This window comes from Williamsia sp. DF01-3, assembly GCF_023051145.1.
In the GTDB taxonomy this organism is placed as follows: domain Bacteria; phylum Actinomycetota; class Actinomycetes; order Mycobacteriales; family Mycobacteriaceae; genus Williamsia.
Map to the genome: position 1 here is coordinate 4,831,701 of NZ_JALKFS010000005.1, position 24,173 is coordinate 4,855,873.

The 24,173-nt window shown below is 65.1% G+C and carries 21 protein-coding genes; 11 read left to right on the forward strand and 10 right to left on the reverse strand.

Going from position 1 to position 24,173, the window contains the following annotated elements:
* Positions 1-180: 180 nt before the first annotated feature.
* Positions 181-1,791 (forward strand): hypothetical protein, encoded by a 1,611-nt coding sequence (locus MVA47_RS24710; RefSeq protein WP_247210250.1) that lies wholly within the window; start codon positions 181-183, stop codon positions 1,789-1,791.
* A gap of 292 nt (positions 1,792-2,083) precedes the next feature.
* The gene (locus MVA47_RS24715; RefSeq protein ID WP_247210251.1) at positions 2,084-2,248 is read left to right on the forward strand and encodes a hypothetical protein; all 165 of its coding nucleotides are present in this window, start codon (positions 2,084-2,086) and stop codon (positions 2,246-2,248) included.
* Between the two features lie 37 nt (positions 2,249-2,285).
* Here the strand turns inward: MVA47_RS24715 and fbaA are convergent, their stop codons facing one another.
* The gene (fbaA, locus tag MVA47_RS24720; protein WP_247210252.1) at positions 2,286-3,323 is read right to left on the reverse strand and encodes a class II fructose-bisphosphate aldolase; all 1,038 of its coding nucleotides are present in this window, start codon (positions 3,321-3,323) and stop codon (positions 2,286-2,288) included.
* 140 nt (positions 3,324-3,463) lie between these two features.
* On the opposite strand from fbaA, the gene MVA47_RS24725 reads away from it, so the two are divergent.
* Complete coding sequence (locus MVA47_RS24725; RefSeq protein WP_099383596.1) at positions 3,464-4,183, forward strand: VTT domain-containing protein; 720 nt, start codon at positions 3,464-3,466, stop codon at positions 4,181-4,183.
* A 96-nt stretch (positions 4,184-4,279) separates the two neighbouring features.
* Here the strand turns inward: MVA47_RS24725 and MVA47_RS24730 are convergent, their stop codons facing one another.
* The 6 genes from MVA47_RS24730 to MVA47_RS24755 all read right to left on the reverse strand — a co-directional run bounded on the left by MVA47_RS24730 (position 4,280) and on the right by MVA47_RS24755 (position 9,192).
* Positions 4,280-5,191 carry a hypothetical protein gene (locus tag MVA47_RS24730; RefSeq protein ID WP_247210253.1) on the reverse strand — a complete coding sequence of 304 codons (912 nt, stop codon included), beginning with the start codon at positions 5,189-5,191 and terminating at the stop codon, positions 4,280-4,282.
* Between the two features lie 185 nt (positions 5,192-5,376).
* Positions 5,377-6,051, reverse strand: coding sequence for an RNA methyltransferase (locus MVA47_RS24735; RefSeq protein WP_247210254.1), 675 nt, complete (start codon positions 6,049-6,051; stop codon positions 5,377-5,379).
* Entirely contained in the window at positions 6,052-6,615 is a 564-nt protein-coding gene (gene pyrE, locus MVA47_RS24740; protein ID WP_223249282.1) for an orotate phosphoribosyltransferase, read from the reverse strand.
* A 2-nt stretch (positions 6,616-6,617) separates the two neighbouring features.
* Entirely contained in the window at positions 6,618-7,541 is a 924-nt protein-coding gene (locus MVA47_RS24745; protein WP_247210255.1) for a hypothetical protein, read from the reverse strand.
* 88 nt (positions 7,542-7,629) lie between these two features.
* Positions 7,630-8,112, reverse strand: a complete 483-nt coding sequence (locus MVA47_RS24750) for a hypothetical protein (protein ID WP_247210256.1) — start codon at positions 8,110-8,112, stop codon at positions 7,630-7,632.
* 87 nt (positions 8,113-8,199) lie between these two features.
* Positions 8,200-9,192 (reverse strand): D-2-hydroxyacid dehydrogenase, encoded by a 993-nt coding sequence (locus MVA47_RS24755; RefSeq protein WP_247210257.1) that lies wholly within the window; start codon positions 9,190-9,192, stop codon positions 8,200-8,202.
* A gap of 86 nt (positions 9,193-9,278) precedes the next feature.
* Here MVA47_RS24755 and MVA47_RS24760 point away from each other — a divergent pair, with 86 nt between their 5' ends.
* From MVA47_RS24760 to MVA47_RS24785, 6 genes are read left to right on the forward strand one after another with little or no spacing between them, the layout of a single operon-like run.
* On the forward strand, positions 9,279-10,541 hold the full coding sequence (locus MVA47_RS24760; protein WP_247210258.1) for an aspartate aminotransferase family protein: 1,263 nt from the start codon (positions 9,279-9,281) through the stop codon (positions 10,539-10,541).
* 8 nt (positions 10,542-10,549) lie between these two features.
* A complete protein-coding gene (locus MVA47_RS24765; protein ID WP_247210259.1) occupies positions 10,550-13,528 on the forward strand; it encodes an FAD-binding and (Fe-S)-binding domain-containing protein in 2,979 nt (992 codons plus the stop codon).
* Complete coding sequence (locus MVA47_RS24770) at positions 13,525-15,033, forward strand: NAD-dependent succinate-semialdehyde dehydrogenase (RefSeq protein ID WP_247210260.1); 1,509 nt, start codon at positions 13,525-13,527, stop codon at positions 15,031-15,033. Before MVA47_RS24765 ends, MVA47_RS24770 begins: the two co-directional genes overlap by 4 nt.
* A gap of 49 nt (positions 15,034-15,082) precedes the next feature.
* Positions 15,083-16,276 (forward strand): M24 family metallopeptidase, encoded by a 1,194-nt coding sequence (locus tag MVA47_RS24775; RefSeq protein WP_247210261.1) that lies wholly within the window; start codon positions 15,083-15,085, stop codon positions 16,274-16,276.
* 26 nt (positions 16,277-16,302) lie between these two features.
* Positions 16,303-17,532 carry a PLP-dependent aminotransferase family protein gene (locus MVA47_RS24780; protein ID WP_247210262.1) on the forward strand — a complete coding sequence of 410 codons (1,230 nt, stop codon included), beginning with the start codon at positions 16,303-16,305 and terminating at the stop codon, positions 17,530-17,532.
* A complete protein-coding gene (locus tag MVA47_RS24785) occupies positions 17,529-18,704 on the forward strand; it encodes a M20 family metallopeptidase (RefSeq protein WP_247210263.1) in 1,176 nt (391 codons plus the stop codon). The genes MVA47_RS24780 and MVA47_RS24785 overlap by 4 nt, the downstream gene beginning before the upstream one ends.
* A gap of 86 nt (positions 18,705-18,790) precedes the next feature.
* On the opposite strand, the gene MVA47_RS24790 is transcribed toward MVA47_RS24785, so the two are convergent.
* The 3 genes from MVA47_RS24790 to MVA47_RS24800 form a co-directional block, all read right to left on the reverse strand.
* Complete coding sequence (locus tag MVA47_RS24790) at positions 18,791-20,179, reverse strand: MFS transporter (protein ID WP_247210264.1); 1,389 nt, start codon at positions 20,177-20,179, stop codon at positions 18,791-18,793.
* A gap of 151 nt (positions 20,180-20,330) precedes the next feature.
* Positions 20,331-21,113 (reverse strand): GntR family transcriptional regulator, encoded by a 783-nt coding sequence (locus MVA47_RS24795; protein WP_247210265.1) that lies wholly within the window; start codon positions 21,111-21,113, stop codon positions 20,331-20,333.
* A gap of 125 nt (positions 21,114-21,238) precedes the next feature.
* Positions 21,239-21,625, reverse strand: a complete 387-nt coding sequence (locus MVA47_RS24800) for a PPOX class F420-dependent oxidoreductase (protein ID WP_247210266.1) — start codon at positions 21,623-21,625, stop codon at positions 21,239-21,241.
* Between the two features lie 109 nt (positions 21,626-21,734).
* On the opposite strand from MVA47_RS24800, the gene MVA47_RS24805 reads away from it, so the two are divergent.
* Together MVA47_RS24805 and MVA47_RS24810 are read left to right on the forward strand one after the other, a co-directional pair.
* Positions 21,735-22,334, forward strand: a complete 600-nt coding sequence (locus MVA47_RS24805; protein WP_247210267.1) for a dihydrofolate reductase family protein — start codon at positions 21,735-21,737, stop codon at positions 22,332-22,334.
* 168 nt (positions 22,335-22,502) lie between these two features.
* A complete protein-coding gene (locus MVA47_RS24810) occupies positions 22,503-24,056 on the forward strand; it encodes an HNH endonuclease signature motif containing protein (RefSeq protein ID WP_247210268.1) in 1,554 nt (517 codons plus the stop codon).
* Positions 24,057-24,173 lie beyond the last annotated feature (117 nt).

Below are 24,173 nucleotides of genomic sequence, written 5' to 3' on the forward strand. Positions count from 1 at the left end.
GGCAATTCTGTTGCGCGGAGGGCCTTTTCGGCAGTTCGTAAGCTTCGCGAACGAAAATCGGGTAGCGGGGCCGAAGCAGCACGACGCCCCGGTGCATCCACGACATCTCCTGCGGGGCAGGAAAAACAGGGGGGTCTGTTGCCGCAGGGAAAGTCCGATGGCGAATCGCCACAGGGGGCCGTGAACGATTCGGCCGACAGTCCGGTGACCGAACCGACGAGCCCGACCCCGGAGTCGGCACAGGACACCGGCGCCGCTCCCGCCGAGAGCCCGACGTCCCCTGCCGAATCCACTGTCGAGCCGGGCGCTGATACCGCGGTGGACAACCGTGCCGACGCCGCCGATGAAGATTCCCCTGCCACCCCAGGCACCGCCGAGACAGCAAGCCAGGATCCGGTGGTCGACGCCGTGGTCAACGAAGCCCCGGCTGCCGAAGGCGCCGATAGCTCCGACCCGGCCGTCGAATCGGCAGAGGTCGAGGACGACGTCGCAGTCCCGGCCTCCGCGGACAATGAGGCTGCCGCGTCGGACGAGCCCACCGATACCTCCGGTGACGACGAGCAGCCTGCCGATGCGAAGGACAACAGCGCACCGGCGGCCGATCCGCCCTCCGATGAGCCGGTTGCCGATGAGCCGGTTGCCGATCAGTCAGCCGACAGTCAGACGGTTGAATCTTCCGTTGAACCGGAGGCGGCGCAGGATGCCCCCGACGAGGCGCCTGCACAGAGGACGCCTGATCGCGCCGAAGCCGAAGCCGAACCCGAAGTCGAAACCGCGGCCGTTCCGGCAGACGAGCAACCCGTTGCAGACGAGAAGACGGTGGGACCCGAGCAAACGGTGGCAGCCGAGAAGACCGGCGCGACCAACAAGACCGTGCCGGACGAGAAGGCCGCGGCGGACGAGAAGTCACCGCGTCAGGACACCGCCGGGGAACAGCCCGGCGGCGATCCCGCCCCGGCGCCCAGCGAGGCCGTGACCGCCCAATTTGCCGCGGTCCCGGCGGTTTCCACGTCGAAATCCTCGGCATCACAATCCGACTCGACGTCGAAGGACGAGCCCGTCGGATCACCCGCCGACGAGAACGAGACGGAGGTGCTGGCTACCGCTGCGGCCCCTGCCGACGTCACCGACCAACCGACGGAGCGGATCAGCACCACGAAGGCGGCGCCAACAACGACGTCGGCGGCGGCGGCGACCGCCTCGAACACCAGGTCACAGTCGCACCCAGGATCGCCGTCGAACATGGGGTCGCCGTCCGCGCAGGTGCCCGATTGGAAAGCGGAACCGGCTGCGCCGCAGTACATCCCGCCTGCAGGTGGCGGCCAGCAGAATCGAACCGCCGGCGGACCCAAGAAGTCGCGGAAAGGTCTGTGGTTCGCGCTCGCCGCGCTGGTCCTGATCGCAGCGGTGGTCGCGGCGGTCATCGCCGTTGTCGCCTCCGGAGACGAAACCAGCGAGGTCCCCGCCGACGTCGCGGCCGCGCGGGCGCTCGAGTACACGACCGCGCTACGCGACGGCGACATCATCACTCTCCGACAGATCACGTGCGGTGAAGCGCAGCAACGCTTTACGAGCATGTCTGACCAGGAGTTCGCCGAGGATCACCGGATCCAAGAAGAGAACAACGAACTGGTCGGCGTCGACGGTGTCAAGGCGTCGAAGATCGTCAACGACGGCAACGGAGCCGTCGTTGAGGTGATCGCCTACAAGATGCTCACCCCTGACGAGAAGCTCGACGTGGCACTCACACTGAGCAAGATCGACGGGGAGTGGAAGGTCTGCAAAGCCTGATCGGACTGTGACAACCGCGCCTTCGCGGTCGTTCGGGCGTTAGGCTTGGTCGGTGCCCTCACCGCAGGACCGGCCATCACCACCTCCCCATCACCGTGTGATCGACGCGGCGACCATCCCATTGCGTTCGCAGCGACCCCAGGGCCCCGTTCGACGTAGCGGGTTCGAGGCGCCGCCTCGACCGAGCGACACCGCTACCCGACCACCGCAGCCGCCTGGCCGTCCGTGGCAGCCGCCGGCGCCGTATGGCGTCCACGCGCCGGCGGACGTTCCTTTCAGGGACCGTCCTCAGATGCCGGTCGAGCAACAACAAGCCGCTCCGAGGCCCGTGATCGTCGCCCCGGCCCGGATGACAACAACGCAGCGACCGCACCGCCGGGTGGATACCTCGGTCTTGTGTGCGGCCGCTGCGTTGATGCTGCTCGGACTGGCGGTCCTGGTGGGTATCGCGCTCTGACCCGCCGGGACCGCTTACCCGGTCTTCGTCTCGACTGTCAGGCGCTGATGGACTTACCGACCGACTTGAGGTCGGTGCAGGCCTCCACCACACGCTCGCTCATGGACGTCTCTGCCTTCTTCATGTAGCTGCGCGGGTCGTAGACCTTCTTGTTGCCCACGTCGCCGTCGACCTTGAGGACGCCGTCGTAGTTCGAGAACATGTGGCCGACGATCGGACGGGTGAAGGCGTACTGGGTGTCGGTGTCGACGTTCATCTTGATCACGCCGTAGCTCAGGGCTTCCTCGATCTCGCTCTTGAGCGAGCCCGAGCCGCCGTGGAAGACGAAGTCGAACGGCTTGGATCCGTCGGCCAGACCCAGCTTCTTGACGGCCACTTCCTGGCCGGTCTTGAGCACCTCGGGGCGCAGCTTGACGTTGCCCGGCTTGTAGACGCCGTGCACGTTTCCGAAGGTCGCGGCCAGCAGGTAGCGACTTCCGGAGTCGCCCGCACCGAGCGCCTCGATGGTGGCCTCGAAGTCTTCGGCGGTGGTGAAGAGCTTGTCGTTGATCTCGTTCTCCACGCCGTCTTCCTCGCCGCCGACAACACCGATCTCGACCTCGAGGATGATCTTCGCGGACGCGGCCTTGGCCAGCAGATCCTTGGCGATCTCCAGGTTCTCGTCCAGCGGCACCGCGCTGCCGTCCCACATGTGCGACTGGAACAGCGGGTTCTGGCCTGCGTCCACACGCTCCTGGGAGATGGCGATCAGCGGACGCACGTAGGTGTCCAGCTTGTCCTTGGGGCAGTGGTCGGTGTGCAGTGCCACGGTGATGCCGTACTTGGCGGCCACCACGTGCGCGAACTCGGCCAGCGCCACCGCACCGGTGACCATGTCCTTCACTCCGAGACCCGAACCGAACTCGGCGCCACCGGTGGAGAACTGGATGATTCCGTCGCTGCCCGCCTCCGCGAATCCTTTGAGGGCTGCGTTGATGGTCTCCGACGAGGTGCAGTTGATCGCGGGGAAGGCGAAACCGCCCTCTTTCGCCGCGTTGAGCATCTGTGCGTATTGTTCGGGCGTTGCGATGGGCATGTGGCCTCCAGCCGAGGTTCGGTGATCTTCGCTGACCAGTATTGCAAGGACCGTCTACGCCGGTGAGCACCCTCCCGCCGTACGGCACAGCGCCGCCTGGCGGGACCGGCCGGCAACAACCGGTACCCTTGGGTCCCGTGATGGAGACTGTCCTTGCCCAAACGACCGACGTGGCGTTGATGCCTGGGTTCTTGGACCCGATCAATCTCCTCAATTCCTTCGGGACCTGGATGCTCGGTGGGCTGCTGCTCATCGTGTTCATCGAGTCGGGTCTGCTGTTCCCGCTGCTGCCCGGCGACTCCCTGTTGTTCACGGCCGGATTGATCGTGGCCGCCAAGTCGAGCGAGATCGAACCGTTCGCGCCGCTGTGGGTGTTGCTGCTCACCATCCCGATTGCCGCTTTCCTCGGCGATCAGGTCGGTTATTTCCTCGGCAACCGGTTCGGATATTCGCTGTTCAAGCCCGATGCGCGAGTGTTGAAGAAGAAGTACATCGATGAGGCACACGAGTTCTTCGAGAAGCACGGGCCCATCACCATCTTCTTGGCGCGATTCGTTCCCATCGTCCGTACCTATGCGCCGCTCGTCGCGGGTGCAGCCCGGATGAAGTACTCGACGTTCCTCGCCTACAACATCGTCGGAGCCATCGCCTGGGGTGCGGGCGTCACCCTGCTCGGCTACTTCCTCGGCCAGATCGAGTTCATCCAGAAGAACATCGACATCATCTTCCTGATCATCGTGTTCGTCTCGGTCCTCCCGATCATCACCGAGCTGTACAAGCGCTGGCGCGGCCGCGATTCTCAGAACTCGGGCGATGCTGTGGCGGATCCCACCACCGCCCCTTCCGACACCCCGAGCTGACCCCGCCCCGCCGCTCGAACACCCAAACGCAGGCTTTGTGTCTCCTTGCAGGCACTACAGGGCCTGCATCTGGTGACAAACCCAGCCTGTGCTGGACTAGATGATCCCGCCCGTTCGAAGGCCGTCGCGGAGTAGGGCCCGGAACCGTCTGCGGTCCTGAAGGATCTTCCAGTCCCAGCGAACGACGACAAAGCCATGACGGAGCAGACGATTGTGGCGTTCGCGTTCGGCGTGCCAGGACGCGTCGGCTTCCTGGCCGTCAGCTGTGTACTTGCCTCTCCCGTCGAACTCGCCGATGACCTTCCCGTCCCAGTCGAAGTCGCTGCGGGCAAGGAAGATCCCGCCCGGCGAGTGGAACTCGTGCTGGAGCCGCGGTAGGGGGATGTCACCCATCTCGATCATTCGCGCCCGGCTCAAGGACTCTCCGGCGGTCTCGGCTTTCTCGTCGGCATGGCCGAGCGCACTACGGAAGTTGGCGATGCCTCTGCTCCCGGCGAGACGAGCCGCCAGACCTTCCAGCTGGGCTCGCGGTACCCCGCGGCGGAGTCCGCAATCCACCACCGTCAGTGCACCGGCAAAGTCGGAAGCGCAGGCCACGTCCGCGACGGTTCGCGCCATCGACGTCACCCGGAACGAACCCATCTCCACGATGTCCTCGTCGAGCAGCTGTCCGCGGTGCAGGTAGACAGATTTTCCGCGTTCAGCACCCCGGTCCACGATGAAGTGGACCTGGCCGTAGTCGCGGCCGAGCGTGTCCACCTCGTGCAGGACGGCGGCAGATTGATGACTCAGCACTCTCTGACCTCTTGTCCGCCCGGCCACCGCGACGACCTGCCGCAGGTAGCTTTGCTCAGGCGTGAGGTCCGACTGGGGTTCGCAGTAAGCGCCTCGGACCACACGCTTGAGTTCGCCGCGGCTCGTCGCCCGTCGCAGCGTGTGATCTGTGCTCGCCCCTGTACCAATCTGCACGGACCGCAGGATCAGGTTCACGTCATCGATGCCCTCCACATCGCAATCGTCGGACGTCGTTCGGTACCTTCTGAGCCCGTCACGTGCCCACGGACTGATGCTGGGGATGACTGTTCCGCTGTTGAGAACTCGACCTGTCCACGCGCACGCAGGGTTTTCGGCAGAACGCAGGCACTGCAACACCGGCACACGAACACAAAGCCTGCAGATTGAAGAAGCCGGGGCTACCAGGCCTGATCAAGGTCGGCATGCTGCCGGATCCAAGCGTGCATGGCGATACCGGCAGCGACACCGGCGTTGATCGAACGGGTGGAACCGAATTGGGCGATCGAGACGGTGAGGTCGGCGTGGGCCTGGGCGTCGGCGCTCACCCCGGGTCCCTCTTGACCGAACAGCAGCACACATTCTCGCGGGAGGTCCGCGGTCTCGAGCGGCACCGACCCCGGGGTGTTGTCCACGGCCACCACGGCAAGCGACCGCAATCGAGCCCATTCCATCAGGGCGCTCACCGAATCATGATGCAGCACATGTTGATAGCGGTCGGTGACCATTGCGCCGCGCCGGTTCCAGCGTTTGCGTCCGACGATGTGGACCGCGGCCGCTGTGAACGCATTGGCGGTGCGCACCACGGTGCCGATGTTGCCGTCGTGCCCGAAGTTCTCGATGGCCACGTGGAACGGGTGGCGGCGCGTGTCGAGGTCGGCGATGATGGCCTCGCGCGTCCAATACCGGTACGCATCAACAACATTGCGCCGGTCACCCTCGGCGAGAAGGGTCGGGTCGTACCGTGGATCGGTCGGCGGCTCGGTGCCGTATTCCTCGGACCAGGGGCCCTTGCCGACCACCGGTTCGCCCCACTCGGTGGGCCCAGGCTCGGCGGTGGACTCGTCCTGGCTCACTCAGGCCAGGCCGATGTCGCTCAACCCGAGCAGCGACCGGTATTCCACACCTTCGGCCGCGATGATCGCGTCGGCTCCGGTGGCGCGGTCCACCACTGTCGCCACCCCGACAACGGTGGCGCCGGCGTCACGGAGGGCACGCACCGCCGTGAGCGGTGAATTGCCGGTGGTGGTGGTGTCCTCGACCACGAGGACGCGCTTGCCCACGATGTCGGGCCCTTCGATCTGCCGTTGCATCCCATGGGCTTTCGCGGCTTTGCGCACCACAAATGAGTTGATCGGCCGGCCGGGGGCGTGCATGATCGCGGTGGCCACCGGGTCGGCGCCGAGGGTGAGTCCGCCGGCCGCTTCGAAGTCCCAGTCGGCGGTCAGTTCCCGCAACAGCATCCCGATCAACGCTGAGGCCTCGTGGTGCAAGGTCGCTCGCCGGAGGTCGACGTAGTAGTCGGCCTCCGCGCCCGACGACAACGTGACCTTGCCGTGGACCACGGCGATTTCCTTGACGAGTTCGGCCAATCGCTCACGTGCCACCGGCGTCGCGTCGGCGCCATCACGATCGGTCACGGTCACTGTGGTCCTCCGGGTCGGGGGTTCCCCGGCGGACCGGGCTGGCGCGGTATCGGTCCTGACGTGCGTACTGGCGGAACAGGTCCGCGGGTGACAGGCCCGGCGCTTCGGGTCATCGGACCTGATCCCTCATTGCGACGGATCGGGCCGGCCTCGCGGGCGTGGGCACCCGATTCGGTCCGCGGCCCCGGATTGCGCTGCGGTCGTGGCAGATCCTCGCGGCGGATGTTCTCGGTACGGGGGTCGGCCAGGCCGCGACGCGCGCGCCCGGTGGGACTCGACGGGTCCCGCGGGTCCGGCGCGCTCTGCGGATCGACGACGGGCGGCAGCACCCGCAACAGGTCGGTGAAGCGGCGAACGGTCTCCAGAGCGACGTCGAGACGTTCGGGGTCGTTGGTGATCGGCATCGACCCCAGCGACCACGCCCCCTCGTTCCAGAGGATCTGAATGTAGTCGGGAGCGTTGGTGGCCAAGGCGACCATGCGGCGATCGCACACGCGGCGGGCGACATCGAGGTGACTGGAGAACATCACCCTCTTACCCATCGCGCCGAGCAGTTCGACATCGTCCTCGGCCGGCGCGAGAGTCTTCTCGTGCCTCAGATCGATCGTCACGTTCGATTCGGTGGTTCGGCGGATGGCCACGATGGTGGCGGTCTCGGCGAGGTCGAAGACGACGGTCTCTTCGCCGTAGTAGCTGCCGTAGGCCAGATCCTGGACCTCGATGTGGTCGGGCACATCCATCGCCGCCCGCCCGAACTCCGATTTCAGGGCCGGATCGGAGTCGCGGTATTTGAACCCGTGCTGATCGCCCCACACTGCTCGTTCACGGCGCACCCCGGTCGTCCGCTTGCGGTCGAGCCACAGCAGAGCCAGGGCGCCGGCCAGCGCGAGGGCGGCGATCAGGAAGTAGACGGCAGTCATCACCGGTCAGCTTACCGTGGGGCGTCCGATTCGATATGCAGGCGAGGTAGCCGAGACCCGCACTCGCCCAGCGGGCCCCGTGACGGCGTCAGTTCTCGGGGATCGAACCGGAGACCCGGCCGTCCACGATGAGGTCGGCGATCATCGTGCCGTCGACCTTCACCACCCGGACGACAACCAGGTCACCGACGTCGAGGACGCTGAGCGAGCTGCCCTCGGTGGACTGCACGTGGGTGTCCGGACTGAGGATGAAGTGTTGTTTGCGGCCGTCGGCGGTGTGGACGTCGAGGGAGTCGGAGCTGATCTTGTCGATGGTGCAGAGCACCACCTTCGACCGTTCGGTGCTGAGGGCCTCGGGAATCTCTTCGGTAGTGGTCTCGCCCGCAAGCACTCCGGCCTGATTCGGCGGTTCGCTTGGAGTGACGTACTTGATCTGTGTCGACGCCTGGCCCTGATCGCTGCGCTCGGCTCCGAGATGGATGCAGTAACCGAGGGCCACGCCCGCAACCGCCAGGCCGGCGATGCACAACAGCGTCACGACCCTTGTCGAACGCGGCGTGGAATCAGTCACGTGTCCGAACATAGAAGCCGAGTCTGAGATCCGTCTGTGAATAGCGACAGCGGGGCCTGACTTGTTACCCCTGACTTGTTACCTCTGTCAGGAGTTTTCGCGTGCCCTGACGTAGCCGGCCTGCTTGTCGACCACGTTCATCAGCGGTTCGCCTGCCATGTAGTGCTGCAGGTTCTGCAGGAACTGACCGGCCAGGTCATCGCCCCACCCGACCACATCCCCGCTCATGTGCGCGGAGATGTGCACGTTCTCCATCTCCCACAGCGGGTTCTCGGCGGGCAGCGGCTCGGTCTCGAACACGTCGAGCGAGGCGGCTCCTATCGATCCCGTGCGCAACGCGTCGATGAGCGCCGTCTCGTCGACCAGCTCCCCTCTGCCCACGTTGACCAGGTGCGCGGTCGGTTTCATCGACGCCAGTACCGCGGCGTCGATCATGCGGGCGGTCAGAGCAGTGAGCGGTGCGATGGCGACGACCACGTCGAAGTTGCCGACGTAGGAAGTCAGGTCTGCGGTGGCCCGCACCACACCGAAGTCGGGGTCGTGCGCACGTTCGGTGCGACCCGCACCGCTTACCTGCAGGCCGGCTGCCCGCAGAAGGCGGGCGGTGGCGCGTCCGATCCCGCCGGTCCCGATGACAAGCACCGAACGTCCGGCAGTCCGGGTGGTGTCGCGGCGGATCCACCGCTTCTCCCGCTGGAGGGTTTTCGACAGATGCAGCTGCTTGTCCTCGGCGAGGATCGAGCCGAGGACGAACTCGGCGATGGGCCCGTCGAAGACCCCGTGGGCGTTGGTGACGGTCACGTCCGACCGGCGCACGTCGTCGAACAGCATGGCGTCGACGCCTGCTGCACAGACATGCACCCACCGGAGGTCATCTGCGGCCGACCAGTTGTCCCGTAAGGCCGCGGAGAAGAAGTCCCACAACAGCAGAACGTCGGCACCGTCGAGCGCCTCACCCAGATCTGCGGTGGTGCATTCACGCACGGTCGCGATGTTGCGGATCTGCTCCAGGTTGCTGGGCGGGGCGAGTCCTTCGCGACCCAGGAGTGCGACCACCGGCGTTGTGTTCGGCGTTGCCATGGGCCCAGATTAGGGCAGCCCGCCGAGCGTTCGTCGGCGACTGTCCAATTGTTGACAATCCATCAATCTGCCGTCACCGTGTACCCATGAGCCGCGCCACCCTCAGCCCTGCCCTGAAACAAGCCACGCCGGTTGTCGTCGATCACGCGAAGGGGTCGTGGATCCGCGGCACGGACGGTCTCGACTACCTGGACTTCACCACCGGCATCGGCGTCACCAGCACCGGGCACTGCCATCCGAAAGTGGTTGCCGCAGCCCAGGAACAATGCGGCAAGATCATTCACGCGCAGTACACCACCGTGATGCACAAGCCGCTGCTCGAATTGACCGACAAGCTCGGTGATCATCTGCCCACCGGGCTCGACTCGGTGTTTTACGCCAACTCCGGATCCGAGGCCGTAGAGGCCGCGGTCCGGCTGGCGCGGATGGCCACAGCGCGACCGAACATCGTTGTCTTCCAGGGCGGTTTCCATGGCCGCACCGTCGCTGCCGCGACACTGACCACCGCCGGAACCCGCTTCTCCGCAGGCTTCTCCCCCTTGATGGGCGGCGTGCACATGGCGCCCTTTCCGTACGCCTACCGGTACGGATGGGACGAGCAGACAGCAGTCGACTTCGCTCTCCGGGAACTCGACTATCTGTTCGCCTCACGCGTCGCCCCCGATGACACCGCAGCGTTTCTCATCGAACCGGTGCTGGGTGACGGCGGATACCTGCCCACCCCGCCGGCATTCCTCGAGGGCCTCCGCGAGCGCGCCGATCGATACGGCATCGTCCTCATCCTCGACGAGGTCCAGGCAGGCGTCGGGCGCACCGGTAAGTTCTGGGGGCATCAGCACACCGACGGCCTGATTCCCGACATCCTCATCACAGCCAAGGGCATCGCCTCCGGGTTCCCGATCTCGGCCATCGCCGCAGCCCGCGACCTGATGGCGAAGGCGTGGCCGGGTTCCCAGGGCGGCACCTATGGCGGCAATGCGGTCGCCGCGGCCGCAGGCGTCGCGACGCTGGAGGTGATCGCCGAGGAGAACCTCGTCGACAACGCGCGCATCCGGGGCGACCAGATGCTCCGCGGACTGGCCGAGCTGGCTCCGAAGTTCCCGCAGATCGGCAACGTCCGCGGGATCGGTCTCATGGCCGGCATCGAGTTCGTCGACGATGCGGGCGCGCCCGACAGTGTTTCGGCAGCCGCCGTGCAGCAAGCGTGCATACCCGAGAAGCTGCTGACGCTGACGTGTGGACCGATGGGCAACGTTGTTCGCCTCATCCCCGCACTGGTGATCTCAGAAGACGAAATGGCCACGGGTCTGAACAGATTCGAGGCCGCCTTGACCGCGGCACTGGGATAGCGGGGGTGATGGACCCCGAACTGTCCGGCTCCCGTGTCGCCGCTGATCTACAAGCGCTCGGGCTGAGCGCCGACGCCTCGTCTCGCCGTCTCACCGAATACTCCTACGACGCCTCGAACTACCGACTCAAGCCCCTCACGGTGGTCTTCCCTCGGGACGATCGCGAGGTGGCTGCGGTGGCCGCCTACTGCCACCGGCATCACCTGACGCTCACCGCCCGCGGTGGCGGAACGGGCATGGGCGGCAACGCGATCGGGACCGGCGTGGTGCTGGACTTCTCCCGGCACATGAACAGACTCATCTCCGTCGATCCGCACGGCAGGACGGCGGTGGCGCAGGCCGGCATGGTGCTCACCACCCTGCAGCACCAGGTCGCGGCCCAGACAGACGGTGAACTGACCTTTGCACCGGACCCCTCGAGCCAGTCCCGGGCAACCCTCGGCGGGGCCATCGGCAACGACGCATGCGGCAACCACTCGGTGCGCCACGGGCGCACCACCGACCACGTCGAGGCACTGAACCTGGTCACGGCCGATGGACTGCGCCTCACCGCATTCCGAGACGGGTTGAGCGCAACCGACCCCTCCGACACCGAAGCGGTGGCCCGGGCAGCCCAACTGAGTGCGGCGATGCGCGAGCTCACGGCGGCGAACATGGCCATCCTGCGAACCGAGATGGACCGGATCCCACGCCAGGTGTCCGGCTACCACCTCGGTAAGTTGCTGCCCGAAAACGGTTTTGATGTGGCCCGCGCCCTGGTCGGCACCGAAGGCACCTGCGCGATCGTGGTCTCGGCCACCGTTCGTCTCGTGCCCGCGCCCACCAGCGCGCTTCTCCTCTGTCTCGGCTACCGCAACGTGGTGGACGCCGCCCGCGACGTACCGACCCTGCTCGAGTTCAAGCCCTCGGCCATCGAAGGTATCGACGAGCGCATCGTCGAGACGATGCAAGCGCGTCGAGGCGATGACTCGGTGGTGGGTCTGCCACAGGGAAATGCCTGGCTGTACGTGGATCTCGACGAAGAGAGCAGCTCGAACGTGCCTCAGGCGGCGCAGGACCTTCTCGACAAGCTCTACACAAACGGTCGACTGGTGGACGGCCGGACCGTGCCCGACCGGCAGCAACGGGTCTCGCTGTGGCGTATCCGCGAGGACGGTGCCGGATTGTCGTCACGGCTGGTGGCACCGCAGCAGGTGAACCCCGAAGACGGTGGCGACGGCGGCAGCTACGAATCCTGGCCCGGCTGGGAGGATTCGGCCGTTGCCCCCGAAAGGCTGGCCGACTATCTGGAAGGGTTCACCGCACTGCTCGATCACCACGGACTGACCGGTGTCATGTACGGACACTTCGGCGCCGGGTGCATGCATGTCCGGATCACCTTCGACCTCCGCAGTACGCATGGCCGAGCGGTGATGAGGAAGTTCTGTCGTGACGCCGCCGAACTCGTTGTGCGTCATGGTGGCTCGCTGTCGGGCGAACACGGCGATGGCCGGGCCCGCTCGGAGCTGTTGCCCCTGATGTACTCGCCCCAGATGATCGAGGCCTTCGGTGCCTTCAAGCGCATCTGGGATCCGGCAGGCATCCTCAACCCCGGCAGCATCGTCGATCCGGACCCCATCGATGCGAATCTTGTGCTCGCCGGTGTGCCCAGTCGCGTATGGCGAACCAGTTTTGATCTCGGCACGCCCGGGACGCGGGACGATGGGCAGCCGGGCCTCGACCCCTTTGTGCACGCCGTCCAGGGGTGTATCGGTGTCGGTCGCTGCCGATCGGATTCGGGTGGCGTGATGTGCCCCAGCTATCGCGCCACCCGCGACGAGAAGGACTCCACGCGCGGCCGGGCCCGCGTCCTGCAAGAGATGGTGCGCACGGCACCCGACATCGAATCAGGCTGGCGCGACGAGGATTCTCGCGAAGCCCTCGACCTGTGCTTGTCATGCAAGGCGTGTTCGACCGATTGCCCGGTGGGCGTCGACATGGCCACGTACAAGTCCGAGTTCTTCTCCAACTACTACCGGCGGCGCCTGCGACCACTGTCGCATTATTCGCTCGGATGGATGCCTGCCTGGCTCGGCGCCGCCACGGCTCTGGCCCCCGTCATCAACAGGATGCTGGCGGGCCGCCTCGCCGGTCCCGCATCCCGGGCCGGCGGGCTTGATCCGCGACGCACCATGCCCGCCTTCGCCACCCGCACACAGGTGCACACCGCGATGGCCGGTCTACGCACCGACCCGGCGTCCGACGTGGTGCTGTTCGTCGACTCGTTCACCAAGGCGTTCCGGCCACACGTCGCCGGTGCCGCGGCGCGGGTCCTGGAATCGGGAGGCCAGACCGTGAGCTGTTCGGCCGACCAATGTTGCGCGCTCACGTGGATCTCCACCGGGCAACTCGATCACGCGCGAAAGGTGCTGATCCGTACCGCCGCTGCTCTCGACGACGGCACCGACCGGCCGATTGTGGTGCCCGAACCGAGCTGCGCCGCAGCACTGCGCAAGGACCTCCCGGAGTTGGTGCACAGCGAGGTCGCCCGCCGGGTGGCTTCACGGGTTCGGAGTTTCGCCGACGAGGTGGGCCATCTACTCGACGACGGGTGGGAACCACCCGTGCCGTTGCCCGCGGACGTCGTCGTGCAGACCCACTGCCACGAGTACTCGGCGTTCGGGCCCACCGTGCAGCAATCGGTTCTGCGCAGACTCGGGGCGACCAAGGTCGAGCAGGCCGACGGATGCTGCGGTGTGGCAGGCAATTTCGGCTTCGAAAAAGGTCACTACGACGTCAGCATGGGCGTGGCCGAACAGGCGCTCGCCCCAGCGCTGCGTGCCCGGGACCAATCCACACCGGTCCTCACCGACGGATTCAGCTGTGCGATGGCCGTTTCGCACCTCTCTGCCACCGACGACACCGTGCCTGCCGTCGAATCGGTCCACCTGGCCGAATTACTCGACCCGGCGCAATCATCCGAGACCACCAAGGAGGTTCGACCATGACGACATCCACCGAAACACCACCCGCCGCTCAGAACACCGAACGGCGTACCAGGGCAGCCGAGCTGATCGCTTCACTGCCCAGCGGCCTGTACATCGGCGGCGAATGGGGCCAAGCAGCAGACGGCGCCACCTTCGCGGTCGAGAACCCCGCCACCGGTGAGGTCGTCGCCCACGTCGCCAAGGGTGCACAGGCCGATGCCGCTGCGGCCATCGAGTCGGCCGCGGCCACCCAGAAGAGCTGGGCAGCAACACCGCCGCGCGCACGCAGCGACATCCTCCGCCGGGCATACGAATTGATCCTCGAACGACAGGAGGATCTGGCGCTGATCATGACCACCGAGATGGGCAAGCCTCTGGCCGAGGCGCGAGGTGAAGTGGCCTATGGCGCAGAGTTCTTCCGGTGGTTCTCCGAAGAGGCGGTCCGCATCGACGGTGGTCACACCACCACCGGCGACGGTGCAAACCGCATCCTGGTGACGAAGGAACCGGTGGGACCATGCATCCTCATCACCCCGTGGAACTTCCCACTGGCGATGGGCACCCGCAAGATCGGGCCTGCGATCGCAGCCGGCTGCACCATGGTGTTCAAGCCTGCCGAACTCACCCCGCTCACAACGCTTGCCCTCACCGAGATCCTCACACTCGCCGGCTTGCCTGCCGGTGTGCTGAACGTGGTCACCACCGACGACCCCGGTTCCGTGGTGGAGACCTGGATGGACAGCGGCCTGGCCCGCAAGGTCAGCTTCACCGGTTCCACCCAGGTCGGAAAGTTGCTGCTGGAGCAGGCATCTCGGACCGTGATGCGCACATCGATGGAACTGGGCGGCAACGCACCGTTCATCGTCTGCCCCGATGCCGACCTCGACAAGGCCGTCGGCGGCGCAATCGTCGCCAAGATGCGCAACATGGGTGAGGCCTGCACGGCGGCCAACCGGATGTTCGTGCATCGCAGCGTGGCCGACGAGTTCGCCACGAAGCTGGCCGAACGGATGGGCGCGTTGAACGTCGGTGACGGCGTGGACGAGGGCACCCATGTGGGGCCGCTCGTCGAGCGCAAGGCCGTCGACAAGGTCCGCACCCTGGTCTCGGACGCCGTCGAACGAGGGGCCACCGTGGTGGTGGGCGGTCAAGAGGGCGCTGATGCCGGCTACTTCTATCAGCCGACGGTGCTTTCGGGCGTTGACCCGCAGTCCGAGCTGATGGGCACCGAGATCTTCGGGCCGGTGGCACCGGTCATCCCCTACGACACCGAAGAGGAGGTGATCGAGATGGCCAACAACACTCCCTGGGGTTTGGTCGGCTATCTGTTCACCCAAGACGTCGATCGTGGACTGCGGATGTCGTCGGCACTCGAAGTCGGAATGGTGGGCCTCAACACAGGTTTGGTCTCCAACCCTGCAGCACCCTTCGGTGGGGTGAAACAATCCGGATTGGGCCGCGAAGGCGGCCGGGTCGGGATCGAGGAGTTCCTCGAGATCAAGTATCTCGCCATACCGAGGACCTGATCAGACCGGCAACATCGCGAACATTCACCGAAAGGTGTGAGGACACAGTATGTATCTCGGATCGCAGCTGTTCACCGACGCCGAATACGAGCAGCGGCTGGCGGCTGTCCGCAAGGTGATGGACCGGCAGGGGCTGTCGGCGATCATCGTCACGGACCCGGCCAACATCTTCTATCTCATCGGGTACAACGCGTGGTCCTTCTACACCCCACAGATGTTGTTCGTTCCGATGGACGGCGACATGGTCTTCTTCGCGCGCGACATGGACGCTCGGGGTGCGCATCGCACCACCTGGCTGCCCGACGAGCAGATCGTCGGCTATCCCGAGAGCTACATCCACAGGCCCCACGTGCATCCGTTCGATTGGGTGGCATTCGCTTTGCGGCAACGCCATCTGATCGCGCCGGCGTCGCGAGGTGGCTCCGTCGGCTTGGAGATGGACTCGCACTTCTTCTCCCCCAAGGCGTATCGGGCGCTGTTCAACGCGATCCCGGAGTGGAAGCTGGTGGACTGCTTCGAGCTCGTGAACTGGGTGAGGTCCGTCAAGTCGGACGCCGAGGTTCAGCTGATGCGGCAGGCGGGCATGGTGTGCTCGGAGGCGATGCGCGCGGCCATCGACACCATCGACATCGGGGTGCGGCAGTGTGATGCCGCAGCGGCGATCTCGCAGGCGCAGATCACCGGTACCGATCAATTCGGCGGCGACTACCCGGCCATTGTGCCGATGATGCCGACGGGCGAAGCAGCCGACACTCCCCATCTCACTTGGCATCAGGGCACTTTCGTCGGCGGTGAGGCAGTGGTGGTCGAGCTGACGGGCGCCCACAACCGCTACCACTGCCCTCTCGCCCGCACCGTGTCACTCGGACCGGTGAACAAGGATGTCGACTACGTTGCCGGAGCCACCGCAGAGGGCCTCAACAACGTTCTCGACGCCATCGCACCGGGGGTACCGACGCGGGAGCTCGCTTCCACGTGGAACTGGACCCTGGCCAAGTACGGACTCGAAAAGCCATCCCGGCTCGGCTATTCGATCGGTATCGGCTACCCACCCGACTGGGGTGAGCGCACCATCAGCATCCGGACCGAGGACGAGACGATCCTCGAGGAGAACATGACATTTCACATCGTGTGTGGAATGTGGATGGACGGCTACGGATTCGAGTTGTCCGAGTCGGTGCGGGTGAGCGCGACCGGGGTCGAGACGTTCACCAGCTTTCCGCGAGACCTGATCCGCAAGTGACCTGATGAGAAGTGAGAGGTGACCGCATGACCGCAACCGATCTGTCCCACTCCAGCCGCACCTTCCCGCTGGCCGGCCGGGCCAAAGATCTGGTCGGGTCGATGATCGACTCGTCGACGTCGCTGCTCGCCACGCAGAAGCACGACATCGTCCGCTTCGCGATGGGTTCGCCCGCCGACGAAGCGGTACCCGCCGACGAGTTCCGCGAGATAGCCGGCAGCATCCTCGACCACACGTCGTTCACCTACGGCGCTTCCGAGGGCGAGCCGCGCCTGCTCGATCTACTGGTCAAATACCTTGCCGGCACACCTGATCCGGCCTCCGAGGATCGGCTCGTCATCACCACCGGCGGTATGCAGGGACTCGATCTGGCCTGCAAGTTGTTCGTCGACCCCGGCGATCTGGTGATCGTCGAGTCGCCCACGTACACCAACGGAAGCGCCACCGCCCTGTCGTACGGGGCTCAGCTACTCGAGGTGCCGGTGGACGACGAGGGACTCATGGTGGACCAGCTTCCGGATCTGGTCGCGCGAACTCATCGAACCCCCAAGGCCATCTACACCATCCCCAACTTCCAGAACCCGAGTGGCGTCACCTTGTCGCTGGAACGGCGAATCGCGTTGCTGGAGTTGGCCCACAAGTGGGGCGCGGTCATCATCGACGACGATCCGTACGCACTGCTGCGGTTCTCCGGCGAGGACATCCCCACGTTCCGGACCCTGAGTCCCGATGACCCACTGCTCTTTTCGGTGCGCACGTTCTCGAAGATCCTGGCGCCGGGATGGCGCGTCGGATGGGTGGACGCCGACCCCGCTCTGCGGCAACTGCTGATCAACGGCAAGCAGGCGATGGACACATGTACCAACGTGCCCAACCAGCACATCGTGGCCGAGTACATCTCGCGTGGCGGGTTGGAGGACCATCTGGTGATGCTCCGCGACCTGTACCGCATTCGTCGGGACGCGATGATCGCCTCTCTGCAGACACATCTGGGCGATGAGGTGGCCACCACACATCCCGAGGGTGGCTTCTTCCTCTGGGTGACATTGCAAGGGAAGTATGCCGGTATCGACACCCGCGAGCTGTTCGAGATCGCCCTGGCCGAAGGTGTTGCGTTCATTCCGGGGCCGGCGCTGTCGCCCGGTGGCCACTACCGCAACGCGCTGCGGCTGTGCTTTGCATCCAGCACACCCGACCGCATCGACGAGGGTGTGAAGCGGCTGCGAACCGCACTGGATCTGGCACTGGCGGCATGACCGAACGGTCTGTTCTCGAGCTGATCGACGAGCCTGAGTTGGTGGCACTGACCTGCTCGCTCATCGACGCGGGCGGCGAGAATCCCGGCGGTACCGAGCAACAGACGGTCCAGATACTCCACAAGGCCTGTCACGAACTCGGTTTCATCGTCGACAGCTGGGGGGTGGCCCCCGGCAGACCGAACTTCACTGCGACACTCCCCGGCACCGGCAACGCACCCGGCCTCATGGTCCTCGGCCATTCGGACGTGGTACCTGCCGGTGACGGGTGGACACGCGATCCGTTCGAATCCACGGTCGACGCGGGGCGGATCTTCGGTCGCGGCGCCACCGACATGAAGGGTGGCCTCGCGGCGGCAATCATCGCGATGGCGGCCTTGTCGCGGTCGGGGGTGGCACTACCCGGGCCCGTCCAATTGGTCTGCACCGTCGACGAGGAAGACCTCGGCATCGGCATCCGCGATTTTGTGACCCGGAGCGATGGATCGTATCGATTCGCCGGTTGTGTGGTCGCCGAACCGACTGACCTCGAAACCGTGATCGCTTGTCGCGGAGCCTCTTACCTCGAGGTTCGGGTGACCGGGCGGGCCGCACATTCGGGTCGCCCGGCAGATGGCCGCAACGCCATCGACGCTGCCGCCGCGATCATCGACCTCGTCCGCGCCGACGCCCGCCGACTTGCGCGCTCACCGGACCCGCTTCTGGGCTCGGGAACCTGGAACACCGGGCTGATCGAAGGCGGGCAGGGCATCTCGGTGGTCGCACCGCATGCGACCGTCAGCTTCGACCGCCGGCTGATGCCCGGGGAAGACGCCTACGCTGTGGCGTCCTGGTTACGCGGCGCGATCACCGAAGCGGGCATCGACAGCGACGGCATCACAGTGGACGTCGAGGTGACGATGTCGATGCCGGGATTCCAGACCACCATCGACCACCCATTGGTCACCGAGGCCGCTCGTGCCGTCGGCGACGCCGGTGGCCATACCGAGATCACAGGCTGGACCGCCGCGTGCGACGGCGGCTTCATCAGCCGGGACCTCGGGATCCCCGCCATCGTCCTGGGCCCGGGTGGTCTCAACGATCAGGCACACCGCCCGGATGAATCGGTCTCGATACACGAATTGGTCACCGCTGCAAAGGCTTACGCACTGCTGGCGCTGCGCCTGCTCTGACCGGCAAGCGGTCACGATCGTCCCCGTGGACGCCGTCCGAGGGCGAATAGCCGTCGACGGCGTCCCACGGGCCCGATCGTGGTGCGTCAGCTGTTGTGCACCAACTTCTTCTCGGCGTCGGTTTCCTCACCGGGGATGTCGGTGCCCCGAATCGAGAAGCCTGCCGTCTCGCGCAGGAAGGGCAGCGCGATCATGCCGATCACGCAGGCGAGCATCATGTAGCCGGCCGGGAACAACTCCCAACCCTCGTTCTCGGTGACCGCGTCGTTGATCAGCGGCGCCGTGCCTCCGAACGCCGCCGTGGCCACGTTGTAGGAGATGGCGAACCCGGCGTACCGCACCTGCGTGGGGAACATGGCCGGGAACGTTGCCGAGATGGTCGACAGCTGCGGGATGTACAGCAGCCCCAGCACCAGGAATCCGACGATGGCCCAGCCGAAGCCCTGCCCCATCAGCCAGTACATCGGCAACGCGAACACGAACAGACCGATCAGCGAACCCCACCACATCGGTTTGCGGCCGATCTTGTCCGACCAGGCACCGAAGAACGGGATACACGCCATCATTGCCAGCTCGCCGATGAGGATGACAACCGTGCCGGTGGTCTCGCTCATTCCGATGGTGGTCTTGAGGTACGTCGGCTGATATGCCAGCAACGTGTAGTTGGCCACGTTGAGGGCGATCACCAGGCCGAACATCACCAGGATGGGCTGCCAGTAGTTGGTGAGCAAATCCTTGAACCGCGTCCACGCGGTGCCCTCGATCTCATCCTTCTGCTCGAGTTCCTTGAAAACCGGTGTGTCTTCCATCTGATTTCGCAGGTACAGACCCACCAGACCCAATGGCAACGCGAGCAGGAACGGGATGCGCCAGCCCCAGGTCTCCATCTGTTGGTCGCTGAGCGCCAGTTCGAGCAGCAGCACGATGGCGGTGCCCATCACGAACCCGGCGAGTGTGCCGAACTCGAGGAAGCTTCCATACCGGCCGCGCTTCTTGTCCGGCGCGTATTCGGCCATGAACGTTGCCGCTCCGCCGTATTCGCCTCCGGTGGAGAATCCCTGGACCACCCGCAGTGCGATCAACAGGATCGGCGCCCATACACCGGCGACCGCATGCGTGGGCAGCAGTCCGATGAGGGCGGTGGCGCCCGAGATGAGCAAAATGGTCATGGCCAGCACGGCTTTTCGGCCGATCCGGTCTCCGATCGGACCCCAGATCATGCCGCCGAGCGGTCGGAGCACAAAGGAGATCGCAAATCCCAGCATCGTGCCGATGGTCCCGAGGTCGCCGGGAAAGAAAGCTTGCGTGAGATAAGTCGTGGTGGCGGCGTAGACGCCGTAGTCGTACCACTCGGTCGCGTTGCCGATGGCGGATGCGCCGATGGCCTTGCGTAAGAGCTTCTTGCCTTCCGGTGAATCCGGATCCGGAAATCCTGGTGCAATGTCTGAATTCGATTTCGCGATGTTCGGGCTCATTGATACCCCCTTCAACTGAAGACGTCGGGCTCTGGTGTCTTCGAGGCCCACAGATTCCTGCTACTTCCGCGTTTTGAAAGCAGGTGACTAGGCGTTTGTCGGTGCAGGCCTCCTCGAGGATGGTGGCCGCGGCAGGTTGCCGAAGCCCGTTCTATCTTCCCGATGCCGGTCGGTCGACGGGCACGTTCGGACTCGACGTTATCGCTGCGCCACCGAATTGAGATACGGCACCCGGTTCGGCGATGATTCGACGCAACCCGTCCCGCATGTGGTCGACCATCAGTTCGTCGGCCGATTTTGTGTCCCGCTGGGCAATTGCCGCGACGATGCGGCGGTGTTCGGAGATCCGCTCTTCGGCGGATACGTAGGTGCCTCGCATGGCCCCCAGACACATCCGTGTCTCGACGAGAATGGTCTCGTGAAGTCGCGAGAGCCGGGGGCTACCGGCGAGTTCTACGAGTTCGTGGTGAAATGCCATGTCCGCGTCCGCAATCTGCGGACCGTTGGGGTCGTCCGCGTGCCGCTCCATCTCCTCGACTGCGGCGGTGAGGACGTCGACGGCGTCGTCGGGGCGGCGCAGGATCACCTGTTCGAGTGCTGCGCGCTCAACCGCGGCTCGGGCGACGTACATGTCCCTGATGTCGTCGTCGTCCATGGTGATCACGAACAGACCGCGGTTCCGGTAGCTGACCAGCAGCCCTTCCTGCGTCAACCTCTGCATGGCCTCACGCAGTGGTCCGCGGCTGACGCCCAGATCGGCCGCCAGGCCCGATTCGGTCAGTTGCGAACCGGGAGGAAAGTCGCCTTTGGCGATGGCTGCACGCAGTTGGCGGGCGATGATGGCCGGAGTCGACTCCTGGACCAGGGGTTCGAGCACCCGAGATCTGGCCACGCGCCCGCGGGCACCGCCTGACTTCTTGATCTCATCGGACATGAGTCACCGCACCCAAACCCCTCGCGTTCCGTCTTCGTAGATTGTTGACAATCTACCGCACAAGCGGACTCATACAACCTGCCTGCCGGCTTTTGCCTGCGACGGGAACACCCGGGTCGGGTCATTCAGCTGTCAGCGGTGATCGCCAACCCCACGGTGCCCTTCTTGCCTCTGCGCAGCAGGCTGCCCTTCACCGTGACCCATCCGAGGAGCCCGTACTTCTTCTGCACCACGTCCCTGGCGTGATCACTGCCCGGGGTATCGAGGATCTGGGCTGTTCCGGACACGGGATCTCCGTACGTCTGCTTGCCCCGCACGTCGCACGCCTGGACCACCACGGCCGGGTTACAACGCAGCCGCTTCACCTTCCATGAATCGGTCACCGTCCACATCAACAATTTGTCGCCGTCGAGCGCCGCCCACAGCGGCGAGGACACCGGTGTCCCGTCTTTACGGAACGTGGTCAGCTGCACATATTTTGCGGTTCCTGCCTGCCCAAACGGTGTTGTCATCACATGCCCTTCGTCGCCAGCCCTTGTCCGCAGATGCTACGCACACCGATGACAAACGCCCGTCGACGCGGTCCACATCAGAAGAGGCTCGGTTACGAGAGGAGACGAGATGACCAAGATCTGCGTGGACATCACCATGTCACTGGACGGATACGTCACGGGGCCTTCTCCAGGGCTCGAGCAAGGGCTCGGGGTCGGGGGCGAGGCCCTGCACCACTGGGCGATGGCCCACAAGACCGACGCCGACGAGCAGATCCTGGCGAGCGGATACGAGGCCACCGGCGTGGTGATCATGGGAAGACGCACCTTCGACATCATCGACGCACCCGACGGCTGGAACGACGACGTCGGGTATGGCGCTGCTCGCGATCAATCCACCCGACCTCCGAATATTGTTCTGACGCACAATGTTCCCGATAATCCACGACTACGACATGGCTTCACATTCGTCACCGGCGGACCCAGGGCCGCACTGGATGCCGCCCTGGAGTTGGCCGGCACGAAGGACATCGTCATCATGGGTGGCGCTGACGTCGCCGGCCAATTCCTGCGCGCAGCCTTGGTAGACGAGCTGCGCCTGCACATCGCGCCCGTGATACTAGGCGCGGGCACCCCGTTGTGGAAGGACTTGCCACACGTCGAACTCGCGCAAACCGACGTGGTGTCGACTCCATATGGCATCCATACGACCTACTCGATGAAGAGCTGAACCGCGGGCATGCCCTCAAAGCATTGGGCTGGAATGCAATTCGACAAACCGGCCTGACTCTCGAGCCCCGGCGAGAACACCAATCTTGGTTTCGAACACATGTTCGACAAACGTCTGAAATCGAGGTAGACTGACACCAGTTGATCGAGGCCCGGGGGGGACCAACCGATGACCGACACCACTTCTCTTGATCCACCGGCGCCGCCGGTGTTGATGGGCCTGTATCGAGACCTGAGTTCTGTCCTGGACCAAATAGCGGGTGCGTCTTCGTCAGATCTTGATGACGCGGCGGTGTGCGAGCTGGTACGAATGAACGAGAAAGCTGTTCGCGCTCTTGGTTTTCAAGGTTTACAACGGCTACTCGAAGTGTCAGAGCGGGGCGCATTCCGCAAGGCCGGGCACCCGACATTGCACCGCTTCGTGATGAGTGAGTTGCGGGTGACGCGCGGCGATGCGTCATCGCGGTTGAAGGCATTGGATGCCGTCGCCCGGCTTCACTCCCTGCAGGGCGAGGTGCTGCCGCCGAAGTGCCCTGCAGCAGCAAAGGCGATGGCAGACGGAGCAATTGGGTTAGCACACATGGATGTCATGCTTGATGTGCGCAAACACATCCCCAACAAGGCCGCACCCGAGGTACTCGACGTTGTCGATGCATGGATGGTCGACAACGCGCGCACGATGAATCCGACTGACCTGATCCAGTGTGGACGCGAGGTGCTGGCGCGGGTCGACCCCGACGGCGCACTGACCGATGAGCAGGACCGCAAACGCAATCGCGGGTTGAGTGTTGGCGACCAGGGCACTGACCTGATGGCCAAGATCACCGGCACCCTCGATCCCCAGACGCTGGCACTGTTCAAGACCGTCCTCGATGTGTGGGCTGCCCCAGGCATGAACAACCCTGATGACCCCGATTCCCCGGCCGGAGCCGCCGACGATCCGGGCCACCACAAAGCACTGATCGAGTCGGCCGCCCACCGCGACACCCGCACCACCGCCCAGCGCCAACACGACGCGTTCAAAGCGATTCTGCGCACCGTCCTGGAATACAAACTTCTGGGCACGTCCCACCGCGGGTTGCCGGCCCAGGTGATCATCACGATGACAAAGCAGCAACTCGACGACGTGGCAGGCATCGCAACCACCGCGTCGGGGGTGGATCTCCCAGTCAAAGACGCTCTCGAACTCGCCGCTCGCTCAGACAAGTCGTTGGCTGTGTTCGCACATCACTCAGCCGAGGTCCTGTACTTCGCCCGGGCGAAACGCGTTGCCCAGCAGGGTCAGCGGTTGGCGTTGTTCGCCGCCTACCGTGGCTGTTCGCACCCGGGCTGTCGCCAACCGGCCACCTGGGCCGAGATCCATCACGTGAACGCGTGGATTCTGGGCGGCCTCACCAATGTCGATGAGCTGGTGCCGGCCTGCCCCGCCCATCACGCGATGATCGGCGACGATCCTGACCAGTGGCAGACCGTCATGATCACCGAAGGCGCCGACGCGGGCCGGGTTGCCTGGATCCCGCCGGCATGTGTCGATCCCGATCAAGTCCCGCGGGTCAACCGGGCCAACCACGTGGGCGAAACCGTTGATGCCGAGTGGACCGAGGTCATCGCCACACGCGACGAAGCGCTCAGAGAACACGAACATCGGTCGATGCGGCAGAGCCATTCGCAGCCGCCAGACCTCCCTTCAGAAGACCCGGCCGCCGCAGACGACGGGGGCTGACGAGTCACAACAGGTGGGCAGGGTGTCGGCGGTTTGCGCCAGACACAAAGGGGTAGTCTCCGCAACGAGTTTCTCGCAGCGCAACGAGAGGGCAGACCATCATGCCGACAGCAACCC

Bases quoted from the DNA above. Each gene is read 5' to 3' on its own strand.
- MVA47_RS24785 (WP_247210263.1), top strand. From the start codon at position 17,529: ATGACCGAACGGTCTGTTCTCGAGCTGATCGACGAGCCTGAGTTGGTG.
- MVA47_RS24790 (WP_247210264.1), bottom strand. From the start codon at position 20,179: ATGAGCCCGAACATCGCGAAATCGAATTCAGACATTGCACCAGGATTT.
- MVA47_RS24775 (WP_247210261.1), top strand. From the start codon at position 15,083: ATGTATCTCGGATCGCAGCTGTTCACCGACGCCGAATACGAGCAGCGG.
- MVA47_RS24755 (WP_247210257.1), bottom strand. From the start codon at position 9,192: ATGGCAACGCCGAACACAACGCCGGTGGTCGCACTCCTGGGTCGCGAA.
- MVA47_RS24715 (WP_247210251.1), top strand. From the start codon at position 2,084: ATGCCGGTCGAGCAACAACAAGCCGCTCCGAGGCCCGTGATCGTCGCC.
- MVA47_RS24760 (WP_247210258.1), top strand. From the start codon at position 9,279: ATGAGCCGCGCCACCCTCAGCCCTGCCCTGAAACAAGCCACGCCGGTT.
- MVA47_RS24780 (WP_247210262.1), top strand. From the start codon at position 16,303: ATGACCGCAACCGATCTGTCCCACTCCAGCCGCACCTTCCCGCTGGCC.
- MVA47_RS24725 (WP_099383596.1), top strand. From the start codon at position 3,464: ATGGAGACTGTCCTTGCCCAAACGACCGACGTGGCGTTGATGCCTGGG.
- fbaA (WP_247210252.1), bottom strand. From the start codon at position 3,323: ATGCCCATCGCAACGCCCGAACAATACGCACAGATGCTCAACGCGGCG.
- MVA47_RS24795 (WP_247210265.1), bottom strand. From the start codon at position 21,113: ATGTCCGATGAGATCAAGAAGTCAGGCGGTGCCCGCGGGCGCGTGGCC.
- MVA47_RS24765 (WP_247210259.1), top strand. From the start codon at position 10,550: ATGGACCCCGAACTGTCCGGCTCCCGTGTCGCCGCTGATCTACAAGCG.
- MVA47_RS24800 (WP_247210266.1), bottom strand. From the start codon at position 21,625: ATGACAACACCGTTTGGGCAGGCAGGAACCGCAAAATATGTGCAGCTG.
- MVA47_RS24810 (WP_247210268.1), top strand. From the start codon at position 22,503: ATGACCGACACCACTTCTCTTGATCCACCGGCGCCGCCGGTGTTGATG.
- MVA47_RS24745 (WP_247210255.1), bottom strand. From the start codon at position 7,541: ATGACTGCCGTCTACTTCCTGATCGCCGCCCTCGCGCTGGCCGGCGCC.
- MVA47_RS24770 (WP_247210260.1), top strand. From the start codon at position 13,525: ATGACGACATCCACCGAAACACCACCCGCCGCTCAGAACACCGAACGG.
- MVA47_RS24805 (WP_247210267.1), top strand. From the start codon at position 21,735: ATGACCAAGATCTGCGTGGACATCACCATGTCACTGGACGGATACGTC.